Raw genomic sequence first — 20,709 nt, forward strand, 5'->3', positions numbered from 1 at the left:
GCTCATGCTCAGTTACCCGTGTGCGTGGCGCCGGCACCGGACGGCGTCTGCGGCTCGCGCTCGTCGGCGCGTACGCGGAACGACGCGGCGTACAACGCGGGCAGATAGAACAGCGTGAGGATCGTCGCGCTCGTGATGCCTCCCATCAGCGCGGTCGCCATCGGCCCGAAGAAGTTCGAGCGCAGCAGCGGGATCAGCGCGAGCACGGCGGCCGCGGCGGTCAGCGTGATCGGCCGGAACCGCCGCACGGTCGCGCCGACGATCGCATCGAAACGCTTGTGCCCCGACGCAATGTCCTGCTCGATCTGATCGACGAGGATCACCGAGTTGCGCATGATGATGCCGAACATCGCGATCACGCCGAGCATCGCGACGAAGCCGAACGGCTGGCCGAACAGCAGCAAAGTGAGCACGACGCCGATCAAGCCGAGCGGCGCGGTCAGCACGACCATCAGCACGCGCGCGAAGCTTTGCAGCTGGATCATCAGCAGCATGAGCACCGCGATCACCATGATCGGAATCTGCGCGTTGATCGAGGTTTGACCCTTCGCGCTTTCCTCGACGGAGCCACCGATCTCGATCCGGTAGCCGACCGGCAGCGTCGCGCGGATCGGCGCGAGCGCGCGGTCCACCGCGTGCGTGACGTCGATGCCTTGCGCGCCGGCCGACACGTCCGACTGCACGGTGATGGTCGGCTGACGGTCGCGTTCCCAGATCACGCCGTATTCGAGGTCGTTGCGCAGATGTCCGAGCGTGCCGAGCGGCACCGGCCCGTTCGGCGTCGGCATCGCGAGCGCGGTCAGCAGCGACGGGTCGACGCGTTCGGCGCGAGGTGCGCGCAGATCGACGCTGATCAGCTTGTCGCGCTCCCGATACTGCGTGACCGTGTAGCCGGACATCGTCATCGCGAGGAAGCTGGCGATGTCTTCGGACGTCACGCCGAGTTCGCGCGCGCGTTTCTGGTCGATCTCGAAGCGCACCGAGCGCTCGGCGGGTTCGTCCCAGTCGAACTGCACATTGCGCGTGCCGCGATTGGCGCGCATCGTCGCGGCGACGCGTTCGGCGATCGAGCGCACGGTCGCGATGTCGTCGCCGCTCACGCGGAACTGCACCGGATAGCCGACCGGCGGCCCATTCTCGAGGCGCGACAGGCGCGTGCGGATCGCCGGGAAGTTGTTGAACAACTCCGGTTCGAGCCACTGCGCGAGCTTCTCGCGATCCTTGACCGACTTCGCGGTGATCACGAACTGTGCGAAGTTCGGCTGCTGCAATTGCTGATCGAGCGGCAGATAGAAGCGCGGCGCGCCGGTGCCGACGAAGCTGACGGAGTGATCGATTTCAGGCCGGCCTTTGAGAACCTGCTCGAGGCGCTGCGCCTGGCGCAGCGTTGCATCGAACGACGCGCCTTCGGGCAGCCGCACATCGACCAGCAACTCCGGCCGGTCCGAGCTCGGGAAGAACTGCTGCGGCACGAGCGAGAAGCCGGCCATCGCGAGCACGAACAGCAGCACGGTGATCGCGAGCACGACGAAGCGCCGCTCGATGCACCAGCCGACCCAGCCGCGCAAACGCGTGTAGAAGCGCGTGTCGTAGATGTCATGTTCGTGATCGTCAGGCTCGTGCGCATGGCGCTTGCGCTCGGGCAGCATGTGATAGCCGAGCAGCGGAATCAGCACGACCGCCGCGAGCCACGACGCGATCAGCGCGATCGCCGACACCTCGAAGATCGAGCGCGTGTACTCGCCGGTGCTCGACTTCGCGAGCGCGATCGGCAGGAAGCCGGATACGGTGACGAGCGTGCCGGTCAGCATCGGAAACGCGGTGCTGGTGTACGCGAAGGCCGCGGCGCGCGTGCGGTTCCAGCCTTGCTCGAGCTTCACCGACATCATTTCGACCGCGATGATCGCATCGTCGACGAGCAGGCCGAGCGCGAGCACGAGGGTGCCGAGCGATACCTTGTGCAGGCCGATATCGAACAGGTACATGCACAGCGCGGTGACCGCGAGCACCACCGGAATCGAGATCACGACCACCATGCCGGTGCGCACGCCGAGCGACACGAGGCTCACGATCAGCACGATCGCGACCGCTTCGGCGACCGCTTCGAGGAAGTCGTTGACCGAGCGCGCGACCGCGTGCGGCATGCTCGATACTTCGACGAGATTCAATCCGGCGGGCAGCGCGGCGCGCAGTTGGGTCATCTGCTGATCGAGCGCGCGGCCGAGGCGGATCACGTCGCCGCCCGGCTGCATCGTCACGCCGATACCGAGCACGGGTTTGCCGCCGAAGCGCATCTGCGTGACGACCGGGTCGTCGTAGCCGCGCTTGATCGTCGCGATGTCGCCGAGACGGAACGTGCGGTTGTTGATGCGGATCAGCGTGTCGGCGAGTGCATTGACATCATTGAACTGGCCGCTCGGACGCACGAACACGCGGTCGTCGGTGGTGGTCAGCGTACCTGCGGGAGCGATCGTGTTCTGCGCGTTGATCGCCTGCCCAAGCTGTTGTGGCGAGATCCCGAGACGCGTCAACTGCGTGTTCGCGATCTCGATGTAGATGTGCTGATCGGGGTCGCCGAAATAGTCGACCTTGCCGACGCCCGGCACGCGCAGCAGCACCGAGCGTAGCTGGTCCGCGTAATCGTGCAGTTGCGCGGCGGAAAAGCCGTCGCCTTCGAGCGTGTAGATGTTGGTGTAGACGTCGCCGAATTCGTCGTTGAAGAACGGGCCCTGGATGCCCGACGGCAAGGTCGCCGCGATGTCACCGACTTTCTTGCGCACCTGGTACCACGTCTCGGGCACCTGGCTCACCGGCGCCGAGTCCTTCATCGTGAAGAAGATCAGCGATTCGCCGGGACGCGAGTAGCTGCGCACGAAATCGATGTACGGTGTTTCCTGCAGCTTGCGGCCGATGCGATCGGTCAACTGCTCCTGCACCTGGCGCGCGGTGGCACCCGGCCAGTACGTGCGGATCACCATCACGCGGAACGTGAAGGGCGGGTCTTCCGACTGCGCGAGCCGCGTGTAGGCGAGGATGCCGAACGCGGTGGCGAGCGCGATCAGGAATACGACCAGCGCCTGATGACGCAGCGCCCACGCGGACAGATTGAAGCGTCCTTCTTCGTGCGACGTGCTCATGAAGCGAAGTCCTCGGGATGCAGCGGCGCGATCGCGCGGACTTTCTGGCCGGCGCTCACGGTGTGCACGCCTTGCAGCACGACGCTTTCGCCATCTTTCAGGCCATCGCTGACGACGAACGTGCGCTCGTAGTAGCGCGTAACGGTCACGCGACGCAGTTCGAGCGTGTTGTCCGCGGCGCGCACGACCCACACGGCCGGTTCGCGCCCCTCGTGAAATAGCGCGGTGACCGGCAGCGTGAACACGCCGTGCTGCGCGGCCGCCGCGGCGAGCGGCACGGCCGGCGTGACGTCGGCGGTCATGCCGAGGCGCACGTCGGCGCCGGCATCGAGCAGGGTCAGACGCGCGCGCCAGGTGCGGCTTTGCGGATCGGCGGCCGGCGACAGCTCGCGCACGCGTGCGCGGAGCTTGCGGCCCGGCAGCGCGGCGAGCGTGACGCTCGCGTTCTGGCCGACCGCGAATGCGGCGAGCGCGCTTTCGGGCACGTCGCACAGCACGTCGACGTCGCCGCTCCACGCGAGGTTGTAGACAGCCTGACCCGCCGACACGTTCTGGCCCGTGTCCGCCTGTTCAGCCGTGATGACGCCCGCATGACCGGCGACGAGCGTCGTGTACTGCAGCTGGTTCTTCGCGAGTGCCGCCTGCTGCTGCGCCTGATCGCGCTGCGCGAGCGCGGACGCGTAGGCGTTGGTGGTCTGTTCGAGCTGCGCGGGCGCGATCAGGTTTTCTTTGGCCTGCGCCCTGTCGCGTTCGAGCTGCTGCTGCGCATAGACGAGGTTGTGCTGCGCGGCGTCGAGCTGCGCCTGCGTGCTCGCGGCGTTTTTCTGCGCATCGGCCGGGTCGAGCAGCGCGACGACTTCGCCGCTTTTCACCGTGTCGCCGAGCCGTACCCGCCGCTCGATGATCTTGCCGGCGACGCGGAACGACAGCGGCGTCGAATAGCGCGCCTGCACTTCGCCGGGCAGCGACGCCGCCTGCAGCGCGTGGCCGTCCGCATGCACGGCGAGCGCGACCACCGGGCGCGGCGCGGGCGCCGCGGCTTCCTTCTTCGAGCAGGCCGCGAGCGCGAGCACGCCTGCCAGCGCCAGCGCGCAGGTCTGCCTGGAGAAACCGCGGTGAGAGGATGGGGGAGACTGCTGGCGCATCGCTGACGATGCGGGAGAACCGGGACGCTTCACAATTACCCCAACTGGAGACAGCGAACGAACACGGCAAGCCGCGCGGCCCGCCAGCGAAGACCGCATGCCGCGTCATGCTAATGGCATACAGGGATGGCTTTGAATGACGAGACGCATTCTAATACAGTCCTGTATCTGAATGTATGGATGGATTTGAATTCTTTTGGGTGCTAGGCTTGCGGCCATGAAACGTCAAAGACTGACAAGAGAGCAGAGCAAGGACCAGACGCGGGAGCGGCTGCTCGATGCCGCGCAGGCAACTTTCATGAAGAAGGGCTTCGTCGCGGCGAGTGTCGAGGACATCGCGGCGGCGGCCGGCTATACGCGCGGCGCGTTCTATTCGAACTTCCGCAGCAAGACCGAGCTGTTTCTGGAGTTATTGCGGCGCGATCACGAAGCGATGCAGGCGGGCCTGCATGCGATCTTCGAAAGCGCGGCGTCGCGCGAGGAGATGGAGGCGCGCGTGCTGCGCTACTACAGCTCGCTGCATCGCGAGAACAAGTGTTTTCTGTTGTGGGTCGAGGCGAAGCTGCTGGCGGTCCGCGACGGCCGTTTCCGGCTGCGCTTCAACGCGTTCATGCACGAAAAGATCGAACAGTTGAGCGCCTATGTGCGCGAGTTTTCGGAGCGCGTGGGCACGCCGATGTCGATGCCGCCCGAGCAGCTCGCGATCGGCCTGATGGGTCTGTGCGACGGCGTGCAGTTCTTCTACACGGTCGATCCGCAGAATGTGCCGACGGAGATGGCCGAAACGGTGTTGGCGGGGTTTTTCTCGCGCGTGGTGTTCGGGCGCGATGCGTAACGGTAGCCGTTGAGCTTGGAGGCGCAGATGCGCGAATGCGCGACCCGGAGGGATCGCGCATCAGATACGGTTCAAGGCGGAAAAATCATTCGACCGGCAGTCGTGCGCAGGCCTCGGCGGCGGGCGCCGCGCACGCGAATGCGTATTGGCCGCTGGCGTCGAGGAATTTTTCCCCGGCGTGCAGGGCAACCTTGATATCGGGGCAGCGCTCGTAGCCGATATAGGCCGAGCTCGCGGCGGCCGACCAGCAAACCAGCGAAAATGCGATCTTTTCCAGCAGACGAAAACGATGTGGCATGGCGGTGTAGCGGTAACTTTCTTTGGCCGCTATCTTACCAGAGACTAGGGTTTATACCTAGCTAAAATCCACGATAGACACCGTAATAGTGGCGCGATGGACACGCCGCGCCGAATCTGACCGGAATGTCATGTCTGGGTCAGGGTTGGGACATGTCCTATAGCTAGAATCGGTTGCGTTGGGCGGACCCGCGCGCGCCCATGCGGCGCGGGTCAACACAGGCGGCAACGGTTGCGCCGGCCCGGCTTTACCGAGGCAGGAGTCGTCCCATGAATCAACTGCAGTCGATGCGCGTGTTCGTCAAGGTGGCGGACCTCGGCAGTTTCGTCGGCGCGTCGGGCGCGCTGGATCTGTCCACCGCGGTCGTCACGCGGCACGTCGCGGATCTCGAAGCGCGGCTCGGCACGCGACTGCTGAACCGCACCACCCGCCGTCTTTCGCTGACCGAATCGGGCGCGACCTATCTGGAGCGCGTACGCCACATCCTCGCCGATCTCGAAAACGTCGAGCAGATGGTGGTGGCGCGCAATCACGAGCCGGTCGGCACGCTGCGCATCGTCGCGCCGGTCGTGTTCGGATTGCACAGTCTCGCGCCGGTCGTGCAGTCGTACGCGGCGCGCTATCCCGACGTCGTGCCCGACGTCACGCTCGCCGACCGCCACGTCGATCTGGTCGAAGAGGGCTTCGACGTCGGCATCCTGGCTGCGCGGCACATGCGCAGCGCGAGCATCGTCACGCGGCGGTTGACAACCGGATACATGACGGTCTGCGCGACGCCCGAGTATCTGGCGCAACACGGCACGCCGAAGCGCCCCGAGGATCTGCTCAGGCATTCGTGTCTGAGCAGGCCGGCCGAGCAGGGCGGCGAGGAGCGCGTGTTCAATGGGCCGGCCGGCGAAGTGCGGGTGCGGCCGACCAACGCGATCGCGGCGAACAACGCCGAGATGCTGCGACAGTTCGCGCTGCTCGGCATGGGCGTGGCGATCCTGCCGAGCTACCTGATCTGCCGTGATCTGACGGCGGGGCGGCTCGTGCGCCTGCTCGACGCGTACAGTCTGCCGCCCATCGAAATCACGATTGCGTATCCGAGCCGGCTGCATCTGCCGGCGAAGGTGCGGACGTTCATCGACCATCTGGTCGAGCATTTCCAGCCGGAAAGCGCACGGGCGCGGGATTCCCGTAGCGTGGCGCCGGTGCGGGCGGTGGTCGAGGTGAGCGCGTCCGACGCTCTGACGGCGCGCGAGATCGCCGACGACGCGCTCGAAACCAGCCGCACGACGCGCCGTGTGACGCGGGTGGCGCGCGCGCGGATCGCGGCGGCGTCGCAGTTCTGACGTGTGAGGTGAAGCGAGGCTGAATCCGGGTTCAGATCCCTAAGCCCGGGCCATAGTTGCCGCCGATCAGGCGCGTGACCGACTCGACGTCGACATAATCCTGCTCCGGCATACCATCGAGCATCGCCAACACCTCGTTGCTCGCGCCGGCTTCACGCGCGGCGTCGACGAGTGCATCCTTGTTGGTCGGGAATTCGACTTCGCTGAGAAGATCGGCGATCTGCAGATCGATCGATTCGCCGGGGATGTCCGAGGCCGTCATGCGCATGCTCCTGGTGAGCTTAAATTAGTCACGTTGTTATTGCTGCCGCGAAAAGCCAGCGCCTCGCCGCGATGAGTTTCTCGCAGTCTGTCGCAATCCCGCGCGCATCGCCCCCATCGTCATGGCAGCCGGCGCAAACCGGGCAGGCGCGCCGTCGTAGCCGCGCCGCCGCCCGCCGTTGCGGCGGCCCTCACGTGGTCAGATGCTCGTTCTGCCCGGTCAGGCTGCGTTCCAGATGTCGGGACTTCGGTAGCGCAAGATGCTCCCAGTGCTGCGGACGGCTGGCGTCGGTGCTCGACACGTCTGGGGCCGGAGGCGCGACCGGCGCGGCGTTCGCGCGTTGGGCAAGCGTGATGGAATCCGTGCTGTCCGACGCGGTATGAACCGGCGCGGCAAAGCACGAGGCTGACAGCGTCACCATGATTAACAGTGTCGAGGTTTTCATCGCCCGACCTCCTAAAGCTCATGCGGCGCTGACAATCGAGCAAACCCTGTGCCGTCCCGCGTCGAAAGGACGGTGCAAGTCGAGGACGGCATGGCGCTGCGCGGCCCAGGCTCCTTACCATCTTAGATGGCAAATACTGCAACGCGCGCACATTTGCGACAAAACCGTATTGTAAATTTCATCATCGCATGAACAGGCGCGCGTCCGCCATGCGCTAGCGCAGCACGTCGAAGCGCGTCCACGGCCACGACGGCCGGTCGCGCATATAGCCGTTCAACCAGTTCCACTGCGGATGCCGCTTCATGAACGCCTGTGCGTCGAACGGCCGGCCGCACGGATGCCCCCAGCGCGCGGTGAAGGCCATCTCGCGGGCCATTTCGCTGTCGACCACCTTGCCGTCGTTCGCGCCCCACGGATTGAACGGCCCGTGATCGGTGCCGCCGAAGCGCGCGTCGTCGAGCTCCAGATGCCCGCAGATCGTGCGCGAGCAAGGGTTGTCGTTGCGATCGAGATAGACGTCGTGATGATCGGCGATCATCTGCTTCGCGAGCTCGACGTCGATGCTGCCGCGATGCAGTTCCTCGAGCTGCATGAAACGCAGACGCCGCGCGCCGTTCTTGCGCACGTCGGTATAGTCCTCGCCTTCGCCGATGCATTCCTGGTTGCGGATCTTCAGATCCGTCGCGGTGTTGTAGCCGCTGTAGAAACCGTCTTTGGTGGTCTCGAAGCCCGCATAGTGCAGCCCGAGTTCGTAACGCGCGATCTCGCCGGTCTTCGTGTCGCCGAGCAGCCAGCTGTTCGCGTAGCCGCCGTTGTTCGCGAGCGAGAACATGTCGCACCATTCCTTGATGCTGTTCGCATATTGCGACGCGCGCCGCGAGCGATAGAACTCGGGCGCGCCGGCCGCGTTGTAGCCCGCGAAGTTCGAGATCGTGGTTTCGGTGATCATCAGGCCGGCCGCCGTGACCCAGAAATCGGTCAGGCTCGAGATGCAGCCCGGCAGGCCCTGCATCAGGATTCGGTTGCCGCGGTCGGGCACGATGTCGAACACGACGTTGAACGCGTCGCCGGCCGCGTAGCGGTCCCACGAGTTGTGCGCCATCACGATGCGGCCGTCGCGCGTCGCGTTGCCGGCCGCGATGAACGCGCTGCAGTGGTGACCGCGCCGGCCGCGCCACAGTTTCGCGCCCAGATGCGGCTGCGCCTGCGCGGCGTGCGTCGGCCACCAGCTTTGCAGCAGATCCATGTAGCCGTTCCACGCGAGCACTTCGGCGAACGGCAGCTTCGCGCCGTCGGCGATGCCATGGATTTCATCGGCGAATTCGGTGTCGAGCTTGCTCGCGAACTGGCTCGTCGCGGCATTGACGAAGGTGTCGAACTCCTCGCCGGTGTCCCATTTGGCGAGATAGCGCGCGGTGCGGATCGCGTTTCTGATTTCGTCGGCGAGCAACTGGCCGTGCTGCTCGCCGCGATCGTACGGCTCGCCTTCGATATGCACGAAAATCCAGCCAGCCTGATCGCGGCGTACGGCCTCGGGGGACGGTTCGCTCATCTTCGCTCCGACGATACGGCGGGCGCTGTCGCTGCGCCCAAGCTGGGCTCACGCGTGCCGGCCGCGTGAAGAGCCGGCGGTCTGTCCATTGTAGAGAATCCGCGGCGCTTTGCATCGCGCCCCGCGAAGCCTTCGAAAGCTCTAGTGCGACGGATTCATGCGGAAGTACGCATCGAGCAGCGAGGTCTTGTAGACGACGCCGGCGAGCTTCGGATGCGCGGTGCTTTCGATCACCGGCAGCCGCTCGCCCTGAAACGCCATGAAGTGCTGTAACGCGATGGCGAGCGACATGTCCGGCGTCAGCACGTCGAAATGCGGCTGCAGATAATCGGCGGCGGTTTTCATCGACGTGTCGTGCCGGTCGAGCAGATCGGACGTGATGTCCTTCAGCGCGACCACGCCGAGAAACGCGCCCGAGTCGTTCGCGACGTACAGATATTTGACCGGATACTCGAGGAACACGCGCGTCATGTCGTGCACGGTCGCGTTCGGCGGCACGACGGTCTGCGCGGGGCGGATCAGCTCGCGCATCTGCGTCGCGCGCAATCGCGAGCGCTCCTGCTCCTCGCGATTGCGGCGCAGCGTAATCTCGTACATCGAGGTCTTGCCGATCGCGCGCGCGATGAAATACGCGACCACGCACGACAGCATCAGCGGCAGCACGACCTGATAGCTCAACGTCATCTCGAAGATCATCAGGATGGCCATCAGCGGCGCCTGGGTCGCGCCCGCGAGGAATGCGCCCATGCCGACCATCGCATACGCGTAAGAGGCCGACGTCGCATGCGGCCACAACGCGTGCATGCCCTGGCCGAACAGCGAGCCGACCGCCGCGCCGACGAACAGCGTCGGCGTGAACACGCCGCCCACCGCGCCGGAGCCGGCCGTCGCCGCGGTCGCCGCGAGCTTGCAGACGAGCACCAGCAGGAGCGCGGACCATGTCCACGGCGAATGCAGGATCGAGTTCACGACGCTGTAGCCGTTGCCCCACACCTCGGGCTCCGCGACCGAAATGATGCCGACCACGAGACCGCCGAGCGCGAGCCGCACCGGCAATGCGACCGGCAGCTTGCGAAAGGCCGCCTTCGATGCGTCGAGCAGCCGCAGAAACTGCGGCGCGGCCGCGCCGCACAGCGCGCCGAGCGCGACGAACAGCAGCACCTCGGGACCGGTCACGGTCGGAAACTCCGGCATCTCGTAGGGCGGCTTGTAGCCGGCGAACTCGCGCATCGTGATGTTCGCGACGACCGCCGCGACCAGCACCGGCCCGAAGCTTTCCATCGCGATCGAGCCGAGCACGATCTCGGTGACGAAAAACGCGCCCGCGATCGGCGCGCTGTACGCGGACGTGATACCGGCCGCCGCGCCGCACGCGACGAGCAGGCGCAGCCGCGGCGGATCGAAGTGGACCCAGCGGCCGATCAGCGACGAGGCGAGCGCCGCGAGCTGCACCATCGGACCTTCACGGCCGATCGAACCGCCGCTCGCGATCGTGAACAGCGACGACACGCTGCGCCACAGGCTCAGGCGCACCGGCACGACGCCGTCGCCGATCGCGACCGCTTCCATGTAGTCGGTGTGCGTTTTCGTGTCGGCGTGACGCTGCGCAATCAGCAGAAAAACGCCGGCGACGAGACCACCCGCGGCCGGCAGCCAGATGCGCATGGTCCACGGTAGGCTGCGCGCCATGTCGACGAAGCTGCCGGAGCGGCCGGCAATCGCCAGTTGCAGCAGTTCGATGCCCTTGCGAAACACGATGGTCGCCAACGCGCCGGCAATGCCGACCACAACGGCCCAGACCAGCACCGTATGGGCTTCTGAGAGGCGGAAAACGCTTTGGGCGCGGGTGCGCAGCTTCAGCAGGAATGAAAGCACGTCGTCGGTACGGGGCGTGATGGAAGGTTGAAAAAACCGCGGCACAACAGCAGCGCGCCCGCCTCGAATGGCGGGCGCGCGGCGGCGAGCGGGCGGGGGCCGGCGGCGCGGTTCAAGTCGCCGCCTTGTCGAGTTCAGGATAGTGCCGGAAGATGCAGCTTTCGTTATGGTCGATGCGCCGGTCCGAGGCCAGATACGCGGCGATGTTCGGTCTGGCGATCACCATGTCGTGCAGCGCGGCGAGCCGCGGATAGTGCTCGCCGAAGCGTTTCAGCGCGCGCGGAAACGCGTACAGCAGCCCGTCGATCAGCTGGAACATCGACAGGTCCACATAGGTCAGCGTGTCGCCGACCATGAAGCTGTCGCCAGCCGGATTCTGCGCGAGCACGCGCTCGAAGTACGACATGAACTTCGGAATCCGATGGTCGATGAAATCGTGCGCGCGCACCTTCGCCGCGTCTTTCTGCTCCTCGTAGTAGAGGCCGCTCGCGAGCGGATGGTGGGTGTCGTGCGCTTCGGTGACGACGTCGGCGATCGTCAGTTGCAGGCCGTTCGCGACGTAGCGCAGGCTGTCCACCTCCGGCGCGAGCTTGAGCCGCGGGCCGAGATAGAACAGGATGTTGGCGGTCTGCGAGATCACCAGATCGCCGTCTTTAAGAAACGGCGGCGCGAACGGCGGAAACGGTTCGTCGGGGCTGTCCATCACGGCCATCATCGCCTCGGTGCCAAGGCCCTTCGAAGGTTTGCCGCGCGCGACTTCGACATAGTCGACGCCGGCTTCCTCCAGCGCGAGCCGCACGAATTCGCCGCGGCCTTGCAGGCCATCCCAGTAGTACAGTTCCAGGCTCATCGATCGATCCTCATTCCGGTCGCCGGGACGCATCGCGGGAAGGCAGTTTCACCGCTGCCATCGGACCGTATGCATAGGCGGGTTGTGGGAGCAAAGTTCGCAGCAACGAGTATGCCGTGTGATCGGCCCGGATGGGGCGCCAGAAAGCGCAAAACCCCGCGCGCGGCGGGGTATCGGCGAAGGCGGGGCAGCCGGCGACGGCTCAGCGGAACAGGTGCTGGACGGTCCATGTGATGCCGAGTCCGCCGGCGATCAGCCATACGTACAGAATCAGGCCGGTGGTCAGCGCGCGCGGACCCGCTTCGCGAATCTGCGAGAAGCGCGTTTCCATGCCGAGTGCGGTCATCGCCATCGTCAGCGCGAAGGTGTCGAACAGGTTCAGCGTCGAGGTGGCGCTTTCCGGCAGCACATGCAGCGAGTTGATCGCCACGCAGGCGAGGAAGCCGAGTGCGAACCAGGGGATCGCCAGCTTGCGCGGGGCGGCGCCGTCCGTGCCGCCATCCTTCGCGCTGCGCGTCGCGCGGTTCACCCACAGGCCGACCACCAACAATACCGGCACGAGCAGCATCACGCGGGTCATCTTGACGATCGTCGCGATGTGCGTCGCTTCGGGGCTCACGTTGCTCGCCGCGCCGACCACCTGCGCGACCTCGTGGATCGTGCCGCCGAAGAACAGGCCGGCGCCGACCGTGTCGAGATGCAGCCAGCCTGCGTTGAACAGTACCGGGTAGAGGAACATCGACAGCGTGCCGAACAGCACGACGCTGCCGACCGCCATCGCGCTCTTGTGCGGCTTCGATTGCAGCGTCGATTCGAACGCGAGCACCGCGGCGGCGCCGCAGATCGCGCTGCCGGCCGCCGTCAGGAGCGCGGTGTCGCGATCGAGCTTCATGATTTTCATGCCGGCCCAGGTGCCGATCACGAGCGTGCTGACGACGATCAGCACCGACTCCGCGAGACCCGGCAGGCCCACCTGGGCGATTTCCTGCAGGCTCACACGCAAGCCGAAGAACGCGACCGCGATGCGCAGCAGCTTGCGCGCCGAGAAATTCACGCCGGCCGCCCAACTGACCGGCATGCTGTCGCGCAGCGCGTTGCCGTAGATCGCCCCCGCGACGATGCCGACGATCAGCGGACTCAGGCCAAGGCCGGCAATCGCCGGAATCGCCGCGATGCGCGTGACCGCGGCGGCGAACAGCGCGACGAACAGTACGCCGTTGAGCTGGCCGCGGGTGGACAGCGCGGGGGAGGCGGCGGCGAGCGGGGCGGTGGGTGTGGACATGATCGGTGGCTTCGTAACGGACTTGCGTGGGACTGCATGGGCAGCAATGGGGCTAATCCTAAATTAGATATATCGATATGAAAAATCGTGATTTAGAATGTGAAGTATCGGATCAACGGATATTTAAGCGAGATGACCCCGGATCAACTTATAACGTTCGCTGCCGTCGCTGAGCATCGCAACATCAGCCGGGCGGCGGTGGCGCTGCATCTGTCGCAGCCGGCGGTGTCCGGCCAGTTGCGGCAATTGCAGGACGAGTTCGGCGAGCCGCTGTATCAGCGCGATGGCCGCGGGGTGCGGCTGACGCCAGCCGGCGAGCAGCTCGCCGCCTATGCGGCGCGGCTGCGCGACACCTGGCGGCAGGCGCATGCCTATCGCGACGCGCTGCGCGGTCTCGAACAGGGCACCTTGCGGATCGGCGCGAGCACGACGCCGGCGAGCTACCTGCTGCCGTACCTGATCGCCGAATTCCATCGCCGCTATCCGCACGTGACCGTGCATACCGCCAACGGCAACACGGCCGAGATCGTCGGCGCGCTCGGCTCGGTCGATATTGCGATGATCGAGGGTCCCGCCGGCGCCGATCTGCCGCCGGACACGGTCGTCCATGCGTGGCGCGAGGACGAGATCGTCGCGATCATGCCGCGCTCGCATCCGCTCGCGCAGGCGGAAAACGGCGGGCGCATCGAGCTGGCCGCGTTCGGCGCGTATCCGCTGGTGCTGCGCGAGGAAGGATCGGGCGTGCGGCAGACGGTCGAGCGCGAGTTCGCGCGCGCGGGCGTGCCGATGCGCGTGGCGCTCGAAATCGCGGGGGTCGAAGGGGTGAAGGAGGCGGTGCGGGCGGGGATGGGTGTCGGTTTCGTGTCGGCGATGTCGATGCGGCATGAGAACGGTGCGCTGCGGCTCATGTCGCTGAGCCCGCAGCCGCTGACGCGGCGGCTGTCGATTCTGGTGCCGCATGCAAGCGCGCCGTCGCGGGTGGTCGAGCAGTTTCTGGCGATGTGCGTCGCGGACGAGGCCGGCTGACTTCCGCGCTGGCAGCGTATGGGGTCGAGAAGCCGAACCCGCGCGGGGCGCTGCCATGGCCGGCGCGCTTCGCTTCACGCCCGCCGTATGCCGGCCGCGCCTGGGGATTTCCTCTATGGTGCGCGATGGCTGTCCCGAGCACCATTCGCACATCGCAGCGCCTCGGCGCTTTTTTTCGAAGTTTGGTTGGAACCGGTTCCAAAAGCGGTTTCGCGTCAGGATTGAGTGAGTTGGACATGGCTGATGCAGTGGAGATCGTGGTCGTCGCCAGCGCGTTCGGTGTGAATGCGGTGCGCGCCGACGGCCATCTGAAATGGGCGCAGGCGGCAAAGCGCGCCGGCGCGGCGGGTTTCGAAGTGCGCCGGGAGCTATTCGCGAGCGACGCGGACGCGGACCCGCAACGGCTGCGCGCGCTCGGCGCGGCGTTGGCCGATCTCGGGCTGTGGTCGGTGTTCTCGACGCCGGCATCGTTGTACGCGGCGGACGGCCAGCTCGATACCGACGCACTGCGTGTCGCGCTCGATCAGGCGGCCGCGCTCGGCGCGCGCTTCGTCAAGCTGCAACTCGGCGGCTTCGCGGGCGAGGCTCACGGCGCGGCCATCGTCGCGCACGTCGCGGGCGGCTCGGGCACCACGGGCGTTGCGCAGCCACGGCTCGTCGTCGAAAACGGGCAACTGGCGCAGGGCGGCTCGCCCGCGCAGTTCGTCGGGCTGTTCGATGCGCTCGCGCGAGAAGGCCACGCGGGCGTGCTCGGCATGACGTTCGATACCGGCAACTGGGCGTGGCTCGACGTTGCGCCGCTACACATCGCGCCGCAGCTCGCGCCGTACGTCGAGTACATCCATTGCAAAACCACCACGGGTGAGGGTGCGCGGCGCTTTGCGAGCGCGCCGGCCGAGGATGACGCGCCATTCCTCGCGCTCCTCGACCGGCTGCCGCGCGATGTGCCGCGCGGCATCGAGTTTCCGTTCGATCCGAGCCGGATCGACGCGGATGCCGCGCGTTATGTGAGCTGGCTTGCGCGCGTGTAGACGCGCGACGCGGCATCACGAAGCGCCTCGGTCGAAGCCGTATAGCAGACGAGGCAGCAACTCAGGCAGCAAGGAACGCATTCCACGCAACACGAATCACCGCATCAGAAGCACCACCAGGAGCCCGGCATGACCCACCTTTACCCCGCCCTCGACGTGATCACCTACGGCGAAGCGATGGCGATGTTCGTCGCCGCCGAAGCCGGCCCGCTCGCGGGCGTTGGGCACTTCACGAAGCGCATCGCCGGCGCGGATCTGAACGTCGCGATCGGCTTGTCCCGACTCGGCTTCAGGGTGGGCTGGATGAGCCGCGTCGGCGACGATTCGTTCGGCCGGTACGTGCGCGACACGCTGACGAAAGAGGGCATCGACCAGCAATGCGTGAGCACCGACGCGCGCCATCCGACCGGCTTCCAGCTGAAGTCGAAGAGCGACGACGGCAGCGACCCGGCGGTCGAATACTTCCGCAAGGGCTCGGCGGCGAGCCATCTGTCGCTCGACGACTACGTCGCCGATTACGTGCTGCCCGCGCGTCATCTGCATCTGACCGGCGTCGCTCCGGCGATCTCGGCAAGCTCGCGCGAACTCGCATTCCACCTGGCCCGCGAAATGCGCGCTGCAGGCAGGACGATCTCGTTCGACCCGAACCTGCGTCCGACGCTGTGGCCCTCGCGCGCGGCGATGGTCGAAGGCTTGAACGCGCTCGCCGCGCTCGCCGACTGGGTGCTGCCCGGCATCGGCGAGGGCGAGATTCTGACCGGCCACACGCAGCCGGAGGACATCGCGAAGTTCTATCTCGAGCGCGGCGCGCGCGGCGTGATCGTCAAGCTCGGCGCGCAGGGCGCGTATTACCGCACCGCGACCGATGCCGCGACGATCGCCGGCCGGCCGGTCGCGAACGTCGTCGATACGGTCGGCGCGGGCGATGGTTTCGCGGTCGGCGTGATCAGCGCGCTGCTCGAAGGCCGCACGCTCGCGCAGGCGGTCGCGCGTGGCAATCGGATCGGCGCGCTCGCGATCCAGGTGATCGGCGATTCGGAAGGTTTGCCGAGCCGCGCCGAACTCGACGCGCTGGAGCTGGCCGAAGTACCGGGCATCGCAAGCGCGGCCTGACGCGGATCGGACCGCATCGATAGCGCTGCATCCACAACCAGCATCGACGACAACAAGAGCGCCCACAGCGCGCCCAGATTTTTTTTCATCATTGATTCGGGACGACGCCGTCCAAGGAGACTTCCATGACCTCATCGCTTGCGATTCGCCGCTGGTGGACGATCATGCCGATCGTGTTCATCACCTACAGCCTCGCGTATCTGGATCGCGCGAATTTCGGCTTCGCGTCGGCGGCCGGCATCAACCAGGATCTCGGCATCAGCAAGGGGCTCGCGTCGCTGATCGGCGCGCTGTTCTTCCTCGGCTATTTCTTCTTCCAGATTCCGGGTGCGATCTATGCCGAGCGCCGCAGCGTGAAGAAACTGGTGTTCTGGAGCCTCGTTCTGTGGGGCGGCTGCGCGGCGTTGACCGGCATGGTCAGCAACATCCCGTCGCTGATGGCGATCCGCTTCCTGCTCGGCGTCGTCGAAGCCGCGGTGATGCCGGCGATGCTGATCTTTATCAGCAACTGGTTCACGAAGAGCGAGCGCTCGCGCGCGAACACCTTCCTGATCCTCGGCAATCCTGTGACGGTGCTGTGGATGTCGGTCGTGTCGGGCTATCTCGTGCATTCGTTCGGCTGGCGGCAGATGTTCATCGCCGAGGGCGCGCCCGCGATCATCTGGGCGATCTGCTGGTGGTTCCTCGTGAAGGACAAGCCCGAGCAGGTGTCGTGGCTCACGCAAGGGGAAAAAGACGCGCTCGCGCAGACGCTGCGCGCCGAGCAGGCGGCGATCAAGCCGGTGCGCAATTACAGCGAGGCGTTTCGCACGCCTGCGGTCATCAAGCTGTGCGCGCAGTATTTCTGCTGGAGCATCGGCGTGTACGGTTTCGTGCTGTGGCTGCCGTCGATCCTGAAGAACGGCTCGTCGTTCGGCATGGTGGAAACCGGCTGGCTGTCGGCGCTGCCGTATCTGGCCGCGACGATCGCGATGCTTGCAGCTTCGTGGGCATCGGATAAACTCAACCGCCGCAAGGTGTTCGTGTGGCCGTTCCTGCTGATCGGTGCGATTGCGTTCGCGGCGTCGTACGGGCTCGGCTCCGCGCATTTCTGGGTTTCGTATGCGCTGCTCGTGATCGCGGGCGCCGCGATGTACGCGCCGTATGGACCGTTCTTCGCGATCGTACCGGAGCTGCTGCCGAAGAACGTCGCAGGCGGCGCGATGGCGCTGATCAACAGCATGGGCGCGCTCGGTTCGTTCGTCGGCTCGTACGTGGTCGGCTATCTGAACGGCGCGACCGGTTCGCCCGCGGCATCGTATGCATTCATGAGCGTGGCGCTCGTCGCCGCGGTGATCCTGACGCTCGCCGTCAAGCCGGCCACCGTCGAAACACGCGACCCCGCTCGTCCCACCGTCGCAAGGAAAATTAGCTGATGAACAAGATCGTCGCCTGGAAGTCGCTGCCCGAGGATGTGCTCGCCTATCTGCAACAGCATGCGCAGGTTGTGCAGGTCGATCCGTCACCGCATGATGCGTTCGTCGCCGCGCTGCGCGATGCCGACGGCGGCATCGGCGCGAGCGTGCAGATCACGCCGGCCATGCTCGAAGGCGCGAGCCGGCTGAAGGCGCTGTCGACGATCTCGGTCGGCTACGACCAGTTCGACGTCGACGACCTCACGCGCCGCGGCATCGTGCTCGCGCACACGCCGGACGTGCTGACCGAATCGACCGCCGATACCGTGTTCTCGCTGATCCTCGCGTCCGCGCGGCGCGTCGTCGAGCTGGCCGACTGGGTCAAGGCGGGGCAGTGGCGCACGAGCATCGGGCCCGCGCAGTTCGGGCTCGACGTGCAGGGCAAGACGATCGGCATCGTCGGCTTGGGGCGGATCGGCGGCGCGGTCGCGCGACGCGCGGCGCTCGGCTTCAACATGAAGGTGCTGTACACCAATCGCAGCGCGAACCGCCAAGCGGAACACGCGTATGGCGCGCGGCGCGTCGAGCTGGCTGAATTGCTCGCGCAGTCCGATTTCGTCTGTCTGCAGGTGCCGCTCACGCGAGAGACGCGACATCTGATCGGCGCCGCCGAACTGCGCGCGATGAAGAAGAGCGCGATCCTGATCAACGCTTCACGCGGCGCGACCGTCGACGAACCGGCGCTGATCGAGGCGCTGCGCAACGGCACGATTCACGGCGCGGGCCTCGACGTGTTCGACACCGAACCGTTGCCTGCCGACTCGCCGTTGCTCGCCATGCCGAACGTGGTCGCGCTGCCGCATATCGGCTCGGCGACGCACGAGACCCGTCATGCGATGGCGCTCAACGCAGCGGAGAACCTGGTCGCCGCGCTCGACGGCACATTGACGACCAACATCGTCAACCGTGAAGTACTGGCGAAGTGAATCGCAGGGCGGCGCGCAAGCTCCCGCCCTCGGCCCGACACGAGCGATGAGCGAATGAGCACGACCCCGCCCAGCATGCCGCCTGGTCCCCCGAGCGCGCCGACGCGCCGCGCGACGATCACCGATGTCGCGCGCGAGGCCGGCACCGGCAAGACCAGCATCTCGCGCTATCTGAACGGCGAGTTCAGCGCGCTGTCGCCCGAGCTGCGCGCGCGCATCGAAGCCGCGATCGCGCGGCTCGACTATCAGCCGAACCAGATGGCGCGCGGCCTGAAGCGCGGTCGCAACCGGCTGATCGGCATGCTGGTCGCCGACCTGACCAATCCGTACTCCGTCGAAGTGCTGCAAGGCGTCGAGGCCGCGTGCCACGCGCTCGGTTTGATGCCGCTGATTTGCCACGCGGCGAACGAAGTCGAGATGGAGCGGCGTTACCTGCAACTGCTGACCACGTATCGCGTGGAAGGTGTGATCGTCAACGCGCTAGGCGTGCGCGAGGAGACGTTGCGACCGGTCGGCGACGGCGGGATTCCGGCGGTGCTGGTCGATCGGCGCGTGGAGGGGCTGGTCGCCGACATGGTCGGTCTCGACAATGGCGCGGCCGCCGCGCTCGGTACGCGGCATCTGCTCGAACGGGGCTTCGAGCACATCTGGTTCGTCGTGCAGCCGTTCGAGCAGGTCAGCTCGCGACAGTTGCGCGTCGAAGCATTCGATCGGGCGATGCGCGACGATGGCCGCGCGCGCGGTCGTACGCTGGTGCTCGATCTCGCCGATGCAACTGCGCTCGAGCGCGGTCTCGCGGAGCTGGATCGTGCGATCGATTCGCTGGGCGGGGCCGGTGCCGAGCCCGCCGGCGCCTCCCCACGCGTCGCGCTGTTCGCGGCCAACGCACCGGTCGCGTTGCGTCTCGCGCTGCATCTGAACGCGCGTTACAGCGCGCACTGGCAGAGCCGCGTCGCGCTGCTTTCCATCGACGATCCGGATTGGGCCGAGCTCGCCGGCATCACGACGATCCGCCAGCCGACCTACGACATCGGCTATCGCGCGGTCGAATTCCTGCACGAGCGCATCGAAGGCGCGCAGACGGGCGCGCGCGACTGCCTGTTGCCCGGCGAGTTGATCGTGCGTGCGTCGACCGCACGCTGATTTCCGGCCAATCTGCGATGATGCGGGCTGCGGCGCGCAGCAGTTGCGCGCCGGGGATTGCAAGGAACCCCGCAAGGATACTCATGGTCGTGCCACTGCTTACCCTCGCGAGCCTCGCGCTCGCCACGCTCGTCATCGCCGCTTTACCGTTTCTGATTTACCGACAATTGCGCCGTCCGCTCGCGCTTCGGCCGCGCGACGCGATCGCCGGCGTCGCGGTGTTCGCGCTGTTCGCGATGGTCATCGAGCGTGCGCTGCACGACTATCTGTTGCGCGGCAACGAAACGACCGCTGCGTTCCTTTCGCAGCCGCTCGCGTTCGTCGTCTATGGTGCGCTGGCCGCGGGCGTTTGCGAGGAAGTGGGGCGGTTCTTCGGCATGCGGCTGCTCATGAAGCGCGCGGCGGCGCGGCCGGCGGTGCGCAAAAAGGCGAACGTCGACGCGCCCGCCGGCGTCGATGCAAGCGCGGGTGCGAGCCCCGCCGCCAGCACGACCGCCGACACGCGCACCGCCGCATTGCGCGCCGACGATGGCGCCGCGCTCAGCTACGGCCTCGGCCACGGCGGCGCGGAAGCATGGATGGTCGGCGTGTTCGTGCAGTTCCAGTGGCTTGTGTTCGCGGTCCTCGAAAACCGTGGCCGGCTCGGCGATTACCTCGGCGATCTGCCGGCCGAAGCGGTGATGCGCGTGCATCTGATTCTCGCGAGCCTGACGCCGCAACTGGCCGGCATTTTCGTGCTCGAACGCGTCGCGGCGCTGGTGTTCCAGATCGGGCTGTCGGTGCTGATGTGGCGCGGCGTGCGGGCCGGCTCGCGCGGCATCCTGCCGCTCGCGATCGGGGCGCACGCGCTGATCGACGTGCCTGCGGCAATGACGCAGGCGCGGCTGCTGCCGCTCGCGGCGGCCGATACGATCTATGCGGTGGCGGCGGTGTTCGTCGCGGGACTGCTGATACGGATTTACCGGCGGCCGGCCGCGGCCTGAGCGGATGAGCCGCTGGAC

18 protein-coding genes are annotated in these 20,709 nt (G+C 66.5%); 9 read left to right on the forward strand and 9 right to left on the reverse strand.

Annotation, left to right across the window (positions count from 1 at the left end):
• Positions 1 to 8: 8 nt before the first annotated feature.
• Both OKW45_RS21930 and OKW45_RS21935 read right to left on the reverse strand, forming a co-directional pair.
• Positions 9 to 3,137: an efflux RND transporter permease subunit gene (locus OKW45_RS21930; RefSeq protein WP_429471065.1), complete on the reverse strand. Its 3,129-nt coding sequence runs from the start codon at positions 3,135 to 3,137 to the stop codon at positions 9 to 11.
• Entirely contained in the window at positions 3,134 to 4,282 is a 1,149-nt protein-coding gene (locus OKW45_RS21935) for an efflux RND transporter periplasmic adaptor subunit (protein ID WP_429471067.1), read from the reverse strand. The genes OKW45_RS21930 and OKW45_RS21935 overlap by 4 nt, the downstream gene beginning before the upstream one ends.
• Positions 4,283 to 4,499: 217 nt before the next feature.
• On the opposite strand from OKW45_RS21935, the gene OKW45_RS21940 reads away from it, so the two are divergent.
• Positions 4,500 to 5,117, forward strand: coding sequence for a TetR/AcrR family transcriptional regulator (locus OKW45_RS21940; RefSeq protein WP_233849069.1), 618 nt, complete (start codon positions 4,500 to 4,502; stop codon positions 5,115 to 5,117).
• Positions 5,118 to 5,202: 85 nt separating this feature from the next.
• Here the strand turns inward: OKW45_RS21940 and OKW45_RS21945 are convergent, their stop codons facing one another.
• Positions 5,203 to 5,415, reverse strand: a complete 213-nt coding sequence (locus OKW45_RS21945; protein ID WP_018417722.1) for a hypothetical protein — start codon at positions 5,413 to 5,415, stop codon at positions 5,203 to 5,205.
• A gap of 269 nt (positions 5,416 to 5,684) precedes the next feature.
• On the opposite strand from OKW45_RS21945, the gene OKW45_RS21950 reads away from it, so the two are divergent.
• Positions 5,685 to 6,749, forward strand: a complete 1,065-nt coding sequence (locus tag OKW45_RS21950; protein ID WP_429471070.1) for a LysR family transcriptional regulator — start codon at positions 5,685 to 5,687, stop codon at positions 6,747 to 6,749.
• A gap of 31 nt (positions 6,750 to 6,780) precedes the next feature.
• On the opposite strand, the gene OKW45_RS21955 is transcribed toward OKW45_RS21950, so the two are convergent.
• From OKW45_RS21955 to OKW45_RS21980, 6 genes are all read right to left on the reverse strand, one after another.
• On the reverse strand, positions 6,781 to 7,011 hold the full coding sequence (locus tag OKW45_RS21955; protein ID WP_018417724.1) for a DUF2795 domain-containing protein: 231 nt from the start codon (positions 7,009 to 7,011) through the stop codon (positions 6,781 to 6,783).
• A 190-nt stretch (positions 7,012 to 7,201) separates the two neighbouring features.
• Positions 7,202 to 7,456, reverse strand: a complete 255-nt coding sequence (locus OKW45_RS21960) for a hypothetical protein (protein WP_429471072.1) — start codon at positions 7,454 to 7,456, stop codon at positions 7,202 to 7,204.
• 214 nt (positions 7,457 to 7,670) lie between these two features.
• Positions 7,671 to 9,008 carry a C45 family autoproteolytic acyltransferase/hydrolase gene (locus OKW45_RS21965; protein ID WP_018417726.1) on the reverse strand — a complete coding sequence of 446 codons (1,338 nt, stop codon included), beginning with the start codon at positions 9,006 to 9,008 and terminating at the stop codon, positions 7,671 to 7,673.
• Positions 9,009 to 9,149: 141 nt separating this feature from the next.
• Positions 9,150 to 10,883 carry a ClcB-like voltage-gated chloride channel protein gene (locus OKW45_RS21970; protein WP_429471073.1) on the reverse strand — a complete coding sequence of 578 codons (1,734 nt, stop codon included), beginning with the start codon at positions 10,881 to 10,883 and terminating at the stop codon, positions 9,150 to 9,152.
• A gap of 112 nt (positions 10,884 to 10,995) precedes the next feature.
• Positions 10,996 to 11,733: a glutathione S-transferase gene (locus OKW45_RS21975; protein ID WP_429471075.1), complete on the reverse strand. Its 738-nt coding sequence runs from the start codon at positions 11,731 to 11,733 to the stop codon at positions 10,996 to 10,998.
• Between the two features lie 202 nt (positions 11,734 to 11,935).
• Positions 11,936 to 13,015 carry a YeiH family protein gene (locus tag OKW45_RS21980; protein ID WP_429471077.1) on the reverse strand — a complete coding sequence of 360 codons (1,080 nt, stop codon included), beginning with the start codon at positions 13,013 to 13,015 and terminating at the stop codon, positions 11,936 to 11,938.
• Between the two features lie 132 nt (positions 13,016 to 13,147).
• On the opposite strand from OKW45_RS21980, the gene OKW45_RS21985 reads away from it, so the two are divergent.
• The 7 genes from OKW45_RS21985 to OKW45_RS22015 all read left to right on the forward strand — a co-directional run bounded on the left by OKW45_RS21985 (position 13,148) and on the right by OKW45_RS22015 (position 20,691).
• Entirely contained in the window at positions 13,148 to 14,041 is an 894-nt protein-coding gene (locus tag OKW45_RS21985) for a LysR family transcriptional regulator (RefSeq protein WP_429471079.1), read from the forward strand.
• A gap of 236 nt (positions 14,042 to 14,277) precedes the next feature.
• Positions 14,278 to 15,072 (forward strand): sugar phosphate isomerase/epimerase family protein, encoded by a 795-nt coding sequence (locus OKW45_RS21990; protein WP_429471081.1) that lies wholly within the window; start codon positions 14,278 to 14,280, stop codon positions 15,070 to 15,072.
• A 129-nt stretch (positions 15,073 to 15,201) separates the two neighbouring features.
• Entirely contained in the window at positions 15,202 to 16,185 is a 984-nt protein-coding gene (locus OKW45_RS21995) for a sugar kinase (RefSeq protein WP_429471083.1), read from the forward strand.
• A gap of 125 nt (positions 16,186 to 16,310) precedes the next feature.
• Positions 16,311 to 17,600, forward strand: a complete 1,290-nt coding sequence (locus tag OKW45_RS22000; protein WP_429471085.1) for an MFS transporter — start codon at positions 16,311 to 16,313, stop codon at positions 17,598 to 17,600.
• A complete protein-coding gene (locus tag OKW45_RS22005) occupies positions 17,600 to 18,565 on the forward strand; it encodes a 2-hydroxyacid dehydrogenase (protein WP_429471087.1) in 966 nt (321 codons plus the stop codon). The genes OKW45_RS22000 and OKW45_RS22005 overlap by 1 nt, the downstream gene beginning before the upstream one ends.
• Positions 18,566 to 18,619: 54 nt before the next feature.
• On the forward strand, positions 18,620 to 19,708 hold the full coding sequence (locus tag OKW45_RS22010; protein WP_429471089.1) for a LacI family DNA-binding transcriptional regulator: 1,089 nt from the start codon (positions 18,620 to 18,622) through the stop codon (positions 19,706 to 19,708).
• 83 nt (positions 19,709 to 19,791) lie between these two features.
• Positions 19,792 to 20,691 carry a YhfC family intramembrane metalloprotease gene (locus OKW45_RS22015; RefSeq protein WP_429471091.1) on the forward strand — a complete coding sequence of 300 codons (900 nt, stop codon included), beginning with the start codon at positions 19,792 to 19,794 and terminating at the stop codon, positions 20,689 to 20,691.
• The last annotated feature ends 18 nt before the right edge of the window (positions 20,692 to 20,709 follow it).

Origin of the sequence: Paraburkholderia lebeckiae (assembly GCF_050436225.1) — a bacterium.
Taxonomy (GTDB): domain Bacteria; phylum Pseudomonadota; class Gammaproteobacteria; order Burkholderiales; family Burkholderiaceae; genus Paraburkholderia; species Paraburkholderia tuberum.